Here is a 12,016-nt window from a genome sequence, read left to right as displayed (position 1 = left end):
CGTCAATGTGGGAGGGGGTTTGCCCCCTCCCACCCTGACCGCACTCCGATTCTCGCTCTGTACTGGCCTTGAATACCATGAATACACCCGCCAAAAACCGCCTGGCCAACCCTGGCTGGTTCCTTGTCAGCCCTTCAGTAGCCTTGCTGCTGTTGTGGATGATCGTACCGCTGGGCATGACCCTGTACTTTTCGCTGATCCGCTACAACCTGCTCTACCCCGGCGAAAACTCATTCGTGGGGTTGGAAAACTTCACTTACTTCATCACCGACTCGGGCTTCCTGCCCGGCGCGACCAATACCCTGCTACTGGTGGGCAGCGTACTGCTGATCAGCGTGGTGTTCGGCGTGCTGATCAGTGCCCTGCTGGAAGCCAGTGAGTTCTTCGGCCGCGGCCTGGTGCGGGTGATGCTGATCTCGCCGTTCTTCATCATGCCCACCGTCGGAGCACTGATCTGGAAGAACCTGATTTTCCACCCGGTCTCGGGGATTCTCGCCGCCGTGTGGAAGCTGTTCGGGGCCGAGCCGGTGGACTGGCTGGCGCACTACCCGTTGCTGTCGATCATCATCATCGTGTCGTGGCAATGGCTGCCCTTCGCCATTTTGCTGCTGATGACCGCCATGCAATCCCTCGACCAGGAACAAAAGGAGGCGGCGCGCCTGGACGGTGCCGGCGCCATCGCGATCTTCTGGCACCTGACCCTGCCCCACCTGGCGCGCCCGATTGCCGTGGTGGTGATGATCGAAACCATCTTCCTGCTCTCGGTGTTCGCCGAAATCTTCACCACCACCAACGGTGGCCCGGGCTACGCCTCGACCAACCTCGCCTACCTGATCTACAACCAGGCGCTGGTGCAGTTCGACGTGGGCATGGCCTCGGCCGGCGGCTTGATCGCCGTGGTCATCGCCAATATCGCGGCGATCATCCTGGTGCGGATGATCGGCAAAAACCTGACTGACAAGCCTTGAGGGCCGCGCCATGACGCTTCAACAATCCCGCCGCCTGCAAAGTGTGTTGCTCGGCACGCTGGCCTGGGCCATCGCGATCCTGATTTTCTTCCCGATCTTCTGGATGGTGCTGACCAGCTTCAAGACTGAAATCGATGCCTTTGCCACGCCGCCGCAGTTCATCTTCACGCCGACGCTGGAGAACTACCTGCACATCAACGAGCGCAGCAATTACTTTGCGTACGCCTGGAACTCCGTGGTGATTTCCTTCAGCGCTACCGCCCTGTGCCTGCTGATCTCGGTGCCGGCCGCCTACTCCATGGCGTTCTACGAAACACAGCGCACCAAAGGCACGCTGCTGTGGATGCTGTCCACCAAGATGCTGCCGCCGGTGGGGGTATTGATGCCGATCTACCTGCTGGCCAAGAGCTTTGGCCTGTTGGATACGCGGATTGCGCTGATCATCATCTACACCCTGATCAACCTGCCGATCGTGGTCTGGATGGTTTACACCTACTTCAAGGACATCCCCAAGGACATCCTCGAAGCCGCCCGCCTGGATGGCGCCACCCTGTGGCAGGAAATGGTCCGCGTGCTGCTGCCGATCGCCAAGGGCGGCCTGGCCTCCACCGTGTTGCTGTCGCTGATCCTGTGCTGGAACGAGGCGTTCTGGTCGCTGAACCTGACCTCGTCCAGCGCCGCCCCGCTGACCGCGCTGATCGCCTCGTACTCCAGCCCCGAAGGCTTGTTCTGGGCCAAGTTGTCGGCCGTGTCGACGCTGGCCTGTGCGCCGATCCTGATCTTTGGCTGGATCAGCCAGAAACAGCTGGTGCGCGGTTTGTCCTTCGGCGCCGTGAAGTAACGGTTTCCTGATAATAATTTGAAGATGGAGGCCCATCATGGCCAACCTGAAAATCAACAATCTGCAAAAAGGCTTCGAAGGCTTCTCGATCATAAAGGGCGTCGACCTGGAAGTGAACGACAAGGAGTTCGTGGTGTTCGTCGGCCCATCGGGCTGCGGTAAATCGACCCTGCTGCGCCTGATCGCCGGCCTGGAAGAGGTGACCGAAGGCACCATCGAACTGGATGGCCGCGACATCACCGAAGTGACCCCGGCCAAGCGCGACCTGGCGATGGTGTTCCAGACCTATGCGCTGTACCCGCACATGAGTGTGCGCAAGAACATGTCGTTTGCCCTGGACCTGGCCGGTGTCGACAAAAAACTGGTTGAAAGCAAAGTCAGCGAAGCGGCTCGCATTCTCGAACTGGGTCCGTTGCTGGAGCGCAAGCCCAAGCAACTGTCCGGCGGCCAACGCCAACGCGTGGCGATTGGACGCGCGATTGTGCGCAACCCGAAGATCTTCCTGTTCGACGAGCCGCTGTCCAACCTCGACGCCGCGCTGCGCGTGCAGATGCGCCTGGAACTGGCACGCCTGCACAAGGAACTGCAAGCGACCATGATCTACGTGACCCATGACCAGGTCGAAGCCATGACCCTGGCCGACAAGGTGGTGGTGCTCAACAGTGGCCGCATCGAGCAAGTCGGCTCGCCGCTGGAGCTGTATCACCGGCCGGCCAACCTGTTTGTGGCAGGGTTTCTCGGCACGCCGAAAATGGGCTTCCTCAAAGGCCAGGTCACCCGCGTCGACAGCCAAGGCTGCGCCGTGCAGCTGGACGCCGGCACCCTGATCAACCTGCCCTTGAGCAGCGCCAGCTTGAGCGTAGGCAGTGCCGTGACCCTGGGGATTCGCCCGGAGCACCTGGAAATCGCCGCACCCGGCCAGACCACGCTGACCGTCACCGCCGACGTCGGCGAACGCCTGGGCAGTGACACCTTCTGCCATGTCGTGACCGCCAGCGGCGAGCCTTTGACCCTGCGCATTCGCGGCGACATGGCCAGCCAGTACGGCGAAACGCTGCACCTGCACCTGGACCCGGCGCACTGCCATCTATTCGATACCGAGGGTGTCGCCGTGGCCCGCCCACTGCGCGCCGCCGCCTGATTTCGCGAGACTTGTGATGAAACTGAATAAACAGCACCTCACTCAACTGGCGCCGCAGGTGAAACTGCCGGCCTATGCGATTGCCGACACCACCCAAGGCATCGCCCATATTGGCGTCGGCGGTTTCCACCGTGCGCATCAGGCGTATTACACCGATGCCCTGATGAATACCGGCGAGGGCCTGGACTGGAGCATCTGCGGCGTCGGCCTGCGCAGCGAGGATCGCAAGGCCCGCGACGACCTGGCCGGCCAGGACTACCTGTTCACCCTGTATGAACTGGGCGATACCGACGACACCGAAGTGCGCGTGATCGGCTCGATCAGCGACATGCTGCTGGCCGAAGACGGTGCCCGGGCGCTGATCGACAAACTGGCCAGCCCCGAGATTCGCATTGTTTCGCTGACCATCACCGAAGGCGGTTACTGCATCGACGACAGCACCGGCGAGTTCATGGCCCATCTGCCGCAGATCCAGCACGACCTGGCCCACCCGAACGCACCTAAAACGGTGTTCGGGTTCATCTGCGCGGCGTTGACCCAACGCCGTGCGGCGGGCACTCCGGCATTTACCGTGATGTCCTGCGATAACCTGCCGCACAACGGCGCGGTCACCCGCAAAGCGCTGCTGGCATTTGCCGCCCTGCACAACGCCGAGCTGCACGACTGGATCAAGGCCAACGTGAGTTTTCCCAACGCCATGGTCGACCGCATCACCCCGATGACCAGCACCGCCCATCGCCTGCAACTGCATGATGAGCATGGCATCGACGATGCCTGGCCAGTGGTGTGCGAACCCTTTGTGCAGTGGGTACTCGAAGACCGCTTCGTCAACGGCCGCCCGGCGTGGGAGAAGGTCGGCGTGCAGTTCACCGACGACGTGACGCCGTATGAAGAAATGAAGATCGGCCTGCTCAATGGCAGCCACCTGGCGCTGACCTACCTGGGTTTTCTCAAGGGCTACCGGTTTGTGCACGAGACCATGAACGACCCGCTGTTTGTGGCCTATATGCGTGCCTACATGGACCTGGACGTCACGCCGAACCTGGCACCGGTGCCGGGCATCAACCTGAGCGACTATAAACAGAGCCTGGTGGAGCGCTTTTCCAACCGGGCGATTGCCGACCAGTTGGAGCGCGTGTGTTCCGACGGCTCGTCGAAGTTTCCCAAGTTCACCGTGCCGACGATCAATCGCCTGATTGCCGACGGCCGGGAGACTGAACGCGCAGCACTGGTAGTCGCCGCCTGGGCGCTGTATTTGAAGGGTGTGGATGAGAATGGCGTGAGCTACAAGATCCCCGACCCGCGTGCCGAATTCTGCCAGGGGCTGGTGAGCGATGACGCCTTGATCAGCCGACGCCTGCTCGCGGTTGAAGAGATTTTCGGCACGGCTATTCCCAATTCGCCTGAGTTTGTGGCAGCGTTTGAGCGGTGCTTTTCCAGCTTGCGCGATCACGGCGTCACCCGAACCCTGGAGCACCTGCTGAAGAAACCGGCTTGAAACTGTGGGAGGGGGCTTGCTCCCGATAGCGGTGGGTCAGTTAAGTCTGTATTGACTGGTGCACCGCTATCGGGAGCAAGCCCCCTCCCACATTGACCGCATTTACCATCAAACAATAATGCTGAGCACCCCACCATGACCCGGCAAAACCTGTTCCTCGGCATCGACTGTGGCACCCAGGGCACCAAGGCCATCGTCCTTGATGCTTCCAGCGGCAAAGTCCTGGGCCTGGGCGCCGCCGCGCATACACTGATCAGCGGTGCCAACGGCCGGCGCGAGCAGCACACTCAGGAGTGGCTCGACGCCTTTACCGAAGCCACTCACCGCGCCCTGCAACAGGCTGGTGTGGATGGCCAGGACATCCTCGGCATCGGTGTTTCCGGCCAACAGCACGGGCTGGTCTTGCTCGATGACCAGGGCCAGGTACTGCGCCCGGCCAAACTGTGGTGTGACACCGAAACCACGCCTGAAAACGAGCGCCTGCTCGCGTATCTGGGGGGCGAACAAGGCTCGCTGGAACGTCTCGGTGTGGCGATCGCACCGGGCTACACCGTGTCGAAACTGCTCTGGACCCGCGAACAACACCCGCATGTATTCGCCCGCATCGCCCATATCCTGTTGCCCCACGACTACCTGAACTACTGGCTGACCGGCCGCGCCGTCGCGGAATACGGCGATGCTTCAGGCACCGGTTACTTCAATGTGCGCACCCGCAGGTGGGATCTGGACCTGCTCCAGCACATCGACCCCAGCGGCCGCCTGGAGGCCGCGTTGCCGCAGCTGATCGAGGCGAACCAGACGGTGGGCAGCGTGCTGCCGGCCATCGCCGAACGCCTGGGCATCAATCCCGGCGCGGTGGTTTCCAGCGGTGGCGGCGACAATATGATGGGCGCCATCGGTACCGGCAATATTGCCCCGGGCGTCATCACCATGAGCCTGGGCTCATCGGGCACCGTGTATGCCTTTGCCGACCAACCCAGCGTCAGCCCGCAGGCATCGGTGGCGACCTTCTGCTCATCCAGCGGCGGCTGGCTGCCGCTGATCTGCACCATGAACCTGACCAATGCCACCGGGGTGGTTCGCGAGTTGTTCGAGCTCGACCTGGCGGCATTCAACAGCCTGGTCGCGCAAGCCCCGGTCGGCGCCGAGGGCGTGAGCATGCTGCCGTTCCTCAACGGCGAACGCGTGCCCGCCCTGCCCCACGCCACCGGCAGCCTGCACGGCTTGACCATGACCAACCTGACTCGCGCCAACCTGTGCCGCGCCGTGGTCGAAGGCACCACCTTCGGCCTGCGCTACGGCCTGGATCTGCTGCGCCAGACCGGCCTGCAAAGCCAGAGTATCCGACTGATCGGCGGTGGCTCGAAAAGCCCGGTGTGGCGGCAGATGGTCGCCGATATCATGAACACCGAAGTGGTGTGCACCGAACAAAGCGAAGCCGCCGCCCTGGGCGCGGCGATCCAGGCCGCGTGGAGCCAGTCCGGCGAATCCCTGGCCAGCCTCTGCGACAAATGTGTGAGTGTCGACCCCACCAGCCGTACCCTGCCGGTGGCAAGCAATGTCAGTGCCTATCAACAGGCTTACGAGCGCTACCAGCAGCTCGTGGCAACCCTTTAAGAGCGAACGACTATGTATCTGGTGTGTGGCGAAGCGCTGTTCGATTTTTTCAGCGAAGAAGATGCCAGCGGGCAGGCTTCCAAGGTCAATTACAAGGCGATTGCCGGGGGATCGCCGTTCAACGTGGCGGTGGGCCTGCGCCGTCTCGGTATCGCGGCCGGTCTGTTCGGCGGGTTGTCGACCGACTTCCTGGGGCGACGCCTGCTGCAGGTGCTCAAGGACGAGGGCGTAGATGAACAATTCCTGGTGGAGTTTGCCGCGCCCACCACGTTGTCGATGGTTGCCGTGGGTGCCAATGGCTCGCCGCAGTACAACTTCCGTGGTGAAGGCTGTGCCGACCGACTGCTGGAAATCGCCCATCTACCCGAGCTGGGCGCAGACATTCGTGGCTTGCATATCGGCTCATTTTCACTGGTGGTACAGCCGGTGGGCGACACCCTGCTGAGCCTGGTCAAGCGCGAAAGCGGCAAGCGTTTGATCAGCCTCGACCCCAACGTGCGCCTCAACCCGCAGCCGGACATCCAGCTATGGCGCAACCGCGTGGCCGAGCTGGTCAAGCATGCCGACCTGATCAAGGTCAGCGATGAAGACCTGCACCTGCTCTACCCCGAGCAATCGCCGGAAAGCGTGCTGCAAGGTTGGCTGCAGCACCGTTGCCAGCTGGTATTCCTCACCCGCGGCGGCGATGGCGCCAGCGTGTTCAGCCGCCAGCACGGCACGTGGTCGCAACCGGCAGTCAAGGTGGTGATGGCCGACACCGTGGGGGCCGGTGACACCTTCCAGGCCGCGCTGATTGCCTGGTTGACCGAGCAACAGCTGGATTCGGTGGAGGGCTTGCAACAGCTGACCCGCGCGCAGGTGGACAGCATGCTTGGCTTTGCCATCCGCGCCGCCGCCATGACCTGCAGCAAGACCGGACCGGACCTGCCGTATCGCCACCAGTTGGGTTCATGAAGGTTTCGTCAGCCAGGAAAAAATTAATCGATGGTTAATCCCGCCGGTCGACAGTGAAGTCGAACCCTTTGCGGAGCACCATCATGAAACTGCGTACCTTACTGTTTACCGGCCTGTTCACCGGCACATTGGCTCTGGCGGCAGGCTCGGGCATGGCCCAGGCCGATACCTCGCCGGCTGCGGCCAAACCCGTGCAATATCAATACGGGATGCCATTGAACATCGACAGAGTGATCGCCATGCACGAACCCGATACCAACGAGTGCAAGGTCATCAATGCGGATATCAAATTCGTGGACAAGGCAGGCAAGGTGGAAGACGTGGGCTACCGGAAGATGTCCGAAGCCTGCGACTTCCAGAATTGAAGCGTTGAAGCACCAGGAAAATGCACACCCCGCCCGCCTGCTCGCAGCGGCCACGGTAACGGCACTGGGCCTGGGACTTATCCAGGCCCACCGACCGTCAATCATTCAACCTCAGGCGTCGGCCTAGTAATAGCCGCGTCCGCCGACTCTTTGCAGGACGGGTGCATGGGCTTGCCGGAGGTCTTCACGCAACCCGGTGATCAGGTTGCAAATCGCTCGACTGCTGTCGAGTGTGTCCGCGTTTATTCCTTTGACTTCCAAATCCACCCGGTCACGATCCTGGCCGTCAAAGACTTTGATCGTCAGCGAAGCGTCTTCGGCTTTGGTGCATTCGCACCGTTTGGGCAGGAAACTTCCTTCAATAATGCTGCGAAGTTCTAATTCCGAAAGCATGACCAACCTCTCCTTATATTTATGAGACTGCCAACTACATCATGGTGTGTCCGGCAGGCATGTGCCCTGCCACGTCTTGCCGACCCTGGAAGACGCTTACCTCCATCAGCCTACTCGGCAAACTCAAGGTGCGTTGTAACCATTCCTCATAAGCACACGGCTGATTCATATAACTTGACGCATGCCCCGTTTATACCGAGTAAACTTTCGTCGAAACCCGCTGATTAAACGTTTAACTTACGCACTTGTATTAAACCGGACCTTGTGCGGCGACCCTTTCAGCAACATGTCGTAAACTATCAAAGTTGATATTGGCCCCTGAGTTAACCGCTACCAACGTTTGCCCACGCACATCACGTTGCGCCACATAACGGCGTAGCCCAGCCACCGCCAGTGCACCGGAAGGTTCGGTGATGGCGCGGGTATCGTCGTAGATCAACTTGATGGCACTGCACAATTCGTCGTTGCTCACGGTGATGACTTCATCCACCCAGTTGCGGCAGATCTCAAATCCGTACGCACCGATCTGCGCCACCGCCGTGCCATCGGCAAACCCGTCGACACTGGGCAGCACCACCCGCTCGCCCGCTTGCAGGGCGGCCAACAGGCAACTGGAGCCTTCGGATTCGACCCCAACGATACGCACTTGCGGCCGCAGGTATTTCACATACGCCGCGATGCCGGCGATCAACCCACCCCCCCCCACCGGCACGAAGATCGCGTCCAACGGCCCCTGCTGCTGACGCAGTATTTCCATGGCAACCGTGCCTTGGCCGGCAATCACATCCGGGTCATCAAAGGGCGAGACAAACGTGCAACCCGAGGTCTCGACCAGTTGCAGCGCGTGGGCCAGGGCCAACGGGAAGCTTTCCCCATGCAGTACCGCGTCGGCGCCACGCGAGCGTACGCCCAACACCTTCAACTCCGGCGTGGTACACGGCATGACAATGCGCGCGCGGATCCCCAGCTCACGCGCCGCCAGCGCCACCCCCTGGGCATGATTGCCCGCCGACGCCGTCACTACGCCTCGGGCCTTTTGTTCGGCCGTCAGTTGCACCAGGCGGTTGTAGGCCCCTCTGATCTTGAAGGAGAACGTCGGTTGCAGGTCTTCGCGCTTGAGCAACACCTGGTTGCCCAGCAACGCCGACAGCGCCGGCGCGGCTTGCAGAGGCGTGCGCACCGCCAGGTCATAAACCGGCGCGGCGAGGATCTTTTTCACGTAGTGCTCAAGCAGGCTCGTGTCGGTGGCCTGGACGGCGCGGCGGGTAGTCATGGGTGGCTCCTGGTGCTGTGTGAGGCGCCCAGGAGTCGGAAAAACAAAACCCGCCTCTAGGGCGGGTTTGGGTGCAGCCGTGTGCTATCCCGCCAAATGAGGAATGACGGTAATAATGCTTGGCTGGCTGCGGAAGGCTTGAAATGTCATGCAACGAAATTAACCGGCGACCCGCGGGCAAGTCAATGCTCACGCTCGATTTATCCGCCGGGCTTTACGAGCGATATATGAAACATATACGCTTTGTATATTCCATTTACGCAGTGAACCCTATGGGCATCATCAAGATCACCGACCCGTTGCACGAACAACTACGCCTGGCCAGCGCCGCCATGGACCGCTCCATCAACGCCCAGGCCGAATTCTGGATCAAGATCGGCCTGCTCGCCGAACTCAACCCGCACCTGCCCTATAACGAACTGATCAATAAGCTGTTGCTGGACAAACCCGACCTGATCCGAGGCCGCAGTTGATGATCAAGACCCCCGCACAACTGGCCGTGATGCGTGAAGCCGGGCGCCTGCTGGCCCAGGTGTTTACCCTGCTCGACGGCCTTGTCGCCGCCGGCCGCTCAACCCTGGAGCTGGACAGTGCCGTCGAGGCATTCATCCGCAACGACCTCAAGGCCCGCCCGGCGAGCCTGGGGCAATACGACTACCCGTTCTGCATCAACACCTCGATCAATGAAGTGGTGTGCCATGGCATGCCCAGCGCCAAGGATATCCTCAAGGACGGCGACATCATCAATATCGACATCACCCTGGAAAAAGGCGGCTTTATCGCTGACTCCAGCAAGATGTACATGATCGGAAACGTGGCCCCCAAAGCCCAGCGGCTGGTGGAAAAGACCTTTGAGGCGATGTGGGCCGGCATCCGCCAGGTCAGGCCCGGCGCACGGTTGGGGGATATCGGGCATGCGATCCAGAGCCATGCGCAGGCCAATGGGTACAGTGTGGTGCGTGAGTATTGCGGCCACGGGATTGGGCGCCAGATGCACGAAGAACCGCAGATCCTGCACTTCGGCCGGCCCGGCACCGGGATGGAGTTGCGTGAAGGGATGGTGTTCACGGTGGAGCCGATGCTCAATCAGGGCAGCTCGAAAGTGCGCAGCCTGAAGGATGGATGGACCGTGGTGACCCGGGACAATAGCTTGTCGGCACAATGGGAGCATACCGTGGCGGTGACGGCGGACGGGTTCGAGGTGTTGACGTTGCAGCCCGCCGTTTGACCTAGCTCCTGTAGGAGCAAGCTTGCTCGCGAAAACCCCGCAGGCGCCGCGTTCATTCAGGCAGCACGCGTTATCGTTGACGTTTTTCGCGAGCAAGCTCGCTCCTACAGGCGGCAAACACCGGGTATTACCAGACCTGCCCCTGGCGCTTCAACTCCAGGCGCCGGACAAACTCCTCCAGCACCAGGCCGTACAGGTCATCTTGCAGGTAGGCATCTTCGATGCCTGCATCAAGGTTGGGGTTGTCGTTCACCTCGATCACCACCACCTTGTCGCCGGATTGCTTGAGGTCCACGCCGTAGAGGCCGTCGCCGATCAGGTTGGCGGTTTTCACCGCCAGCTCTACCACCGCCTTGGGCGCTTCGTGGACGGCCAGGGTGCGGCACTCGCCGTTGATGTCCTGGCCGATGGCTTTGTGGTTATAGATCTGCCAATGGCCCTTGGACATGAAGTACTGGCAGGCAAAAATCGGCTTGCGGTTGAGGACGCCGATGCGCCAGTCGTACTCGGTGTAGAAAAACTCCTGGGCCAATAACAGTACGGAATGTTCGAACAACTCGGCAGTGGCCTTGAGCAAGGCCGCCTGGCTTTCCACCTTGATCACGCCACGGGAGAAACAACCGTCGGGGATCTTCAACACCAGCGGGAAGCCCAGGCGTTCGCCGACTCGCTCGAAATCCTGCGGGCGTTCCTTATAGAGGATCTCGGTGGCGGGCATGCCCAGTTGATGGCTGTTGAGCAGGTCGGTGAGGTAGACCTTGTTGGTGCAGCGCAGGATCGATGCCGGATCGTCCATCACCACCAGCCCTTCGCTCTCGGCCTTTTTGGCGAAGCGATACGTGTGGTTGTCGACGCTGGTGGTCTCGCGGATCAGCAAGGCGTCATATTCGGCGAGGCGTGAGTAATCCTTGCGCTCGATGAGTTCCACATCAATCCCCAGGCCCCTGCCGACCCGCACGAAATTCTCCAGTGCGCGGGCGTTGGACGGTGGCAGTTGCTCCTGGGGATCATGCAGGATGGCCAAGTCATAACGCGCCAATCGACGGGAGCGCGGTTGGCGCCAGATCTTGCGGCTGTAGTTGTCGAGGGCATGGGCGAACTGGTCTTCCTGATCATCGCGCAACTTATGCAATACGCCGGACTTGACCCCTTCGATATGCCAACCGTTATGTTTGCGAAACTCAACTAACAAAATCGGACAGGGGAACGTTTCAAATAACTGGCGGGCCAATTCCTGCAACGCGTCTATATGCGTTCGGCCAAAGTAAAGGGTCAGGGTAAACCCTTCGGTATTGCTGTAAAGATGATGACTCAAGGCTTTATCGAGGGTTTTATCCAAGTTATCCAGGGACAAACCATACAGCGACTTCCGGGTCAATTCACTGATGGTGCGCACCGACGGAATCACCTTGTGCCCGCGCGCCTCGGCCAGCAACGAGCAATAGTAACCGTGCCCCAGGTACTTGTAGCTGCGACACAGGTTGATGACCTGCACGCGCTTGCCCGGCTCGCTTTCGCGGGTTTGTTCCAGGTATTCCTGGGCAGTGACGATGTCTTCGCTGGGAAAGTAGGAAGCCCAGTCTTCCTTGCGTTCGACAATGATCACAACTTGGCTTGGACGTCTGGCCACGCTGGAAAAATAACCCTCGGAGGTTATTGTCGCCGCGACAGTTTGCTCGGATACTTCACGCCAATGACTGTTTACCGCCGACATAATATTTGATCCGCTTTAGAGAAC

At 60.6% G+C, this 12,016-nt stretch carries 12 protein-coding genes; 9 read left to right on the top strand and 3 right to left on the bottom strand.

Annotated elements, in window-relative coordinates; translation table 11 throughout:
• Positions 1–77: 77 nt before the first annotated feature.
• The 7 genes from JBE38_RS04640 to JBE38_RS04610 all read left to right on the top strand — a co-directional run bounded on the left by JBE38_RS04640 (position 78) and on the right by JBE38_RS04610 (position 7,384).
• On the top strand, positions 78–968 hold the full coding sequence (locus tag JBE38_RS04640) for a carbohydrate ABC transporter permease (RefSeq protein WP_060757053.1): 891 nt from the start codon (positions 78–80) through the stop codon (positions 966–968).
• A gap of 10 nt (positions 969–978) precedes the next feature.
• Positions 979–1,809, top strand: a complete 831-nt coding sequence (locus JBE38_RS04635; protein WP_060757054.1) for a carbohydrate ABC transporter permease — start codon at positions 979–981, stop codon at positions 1,807–1,809.
• Positions 1,810–1,846: 37 nt separating this feature from the next.
• Positions 1,847–2,950, top strand: a complete 1,104-nt coding sequence (locus JBE38_RS04630; RefSeq protein WP_060757055.1) for an ABC transporter ATP-binding protein — start codon at positions 1,847–1,849, stop codon at positions 2,948–2,950.
• 16 nt (positions 2,951–2,966) lie between these two features.
• Entirely contained in the window at positions 2,967–4,448 is a 1,482-nt protein-coding gene (locus tag JBE38_RS04625) for a mannitol dehydrogenase family protein (protein WP_205343684.1), read from the top strand.
• Positions 4,449–4,583: 135 nt separating this feature from the next.
• Positions 4,584–6,065, top strand: a complete 1,482-nt coding sequence (gene xylB, locus JBE38_RS04620; protein ID WP_205343683.1) for a xylulokinase — start codon at positions 4,584–4,586, stop codon at positions 6,063–6,065.
• A 12-nt stretch (positions 6,066–6,077) separates the two neighbouring features.
• Positions 6,078–7,019, top strand: a complete 942-nt coding sequence (locus JBE38_RS04615; protein WP_205343682.1) for a carbohydrate kinase family protein — start codon at positions 6,078–6,080, stop codon at positions 7,017–7,019.
• A gap of 83 nt (positions 7,020–7,102) precedes the next feature.
• Positions 7,103–7,384, top strand: a complete 282-nt coding sequence (locus tag JBE38_RS04610) for a DUF2790 domain-containing protein (protein ID WP_205343681.1) — start codon at positions 7,103–7,105, stop codon at positions 7,382–7,384.
• 123 nt (positions 7,385–7,507) lie between these two features.
• On the opposite strand, the gene JBE38_RS04605 is transcribed toward JBE38_RS04610, so the two are convergent.
• Positions 7,508–7,777 (bottom strand): DUF1652 domain-containing protein, encoded by a 270-nt coding sequence (locus JBE38_RS04605; protein WP_205343680.1) that lies wholly within the window; start codon positions 7,775–7,777, stop codon positions 7,508–7,510.
• Positions 7,778–8,027: 250 nt separating this feature from the next.
• On the bottom strand, positions 8,028–9,050 hold the full coding sequence (ilvA, locus tag JBE38_RS04600; protein ID WP_081087100.1) for a threonine ammonia-lyase, biosynthetic: 1,023 nt from the start codon (positions 9,048–9,050) through the stop codon (positions 8,028–8,030).
• Between the two features lie 272 nt (positions 9,051–9,322).
• Between ilvA and JBE38_RS04595 the strand changes: the two genes are divergently transcribed.
• Together JBE38_RS04595 and map are read left to right on the top strand one after the other, a co-directional pair.
• Entirely contained in the window at positions 9,323–9,523 is a 201-nt protein-coding gene (locus JBE38_RS04595) for a ParD-like family protein (RefSeq protein WP_060757061.1), read from the top strand.
• Entirely contained in the window at positions 9,523–10,278 is a 756-nt protein-coding gene (gene map / locus JBE38_RS04590) for a type I methionyl aminopeptidase (RefSeq protein WP_090371402.1), read from the top strand. Before JBE38_RS04595 ends, map begins: the two co-directional genes overlap by 1 nt.
• A gap of 127 nt (positions 10,279–10,405) precedes the next feature.
• Here map and JBE38_RS04585 read toward each other — a convergent pair whose 3' ends face one another.
• Entirely contained in the window at positions 10,406–11,992 is a 1,587-nt protein-coding gene (locus JBE38_RS04585; RefSeq protein ID WP_240202420.1) for a RimK family protein, read from the bottom strand.
• Between the last annotated feature and the right edge of the window lie 24 nt (positions 11,993–12,016).

The organism is Pseudomonas sp. ICBG1301 (genome assembly GCF_016918385.1).
Lineage (GTDB): Bacteria > Pseudomonadota > Gammaproteobacteria > Pseudomonadales > Pseudomonadaceae > Aquipseudomonas > Aquipseudomonas palleroniana.
This window is presented reverse-complemented; position numbering and strand designations above follow the sequence as displayed.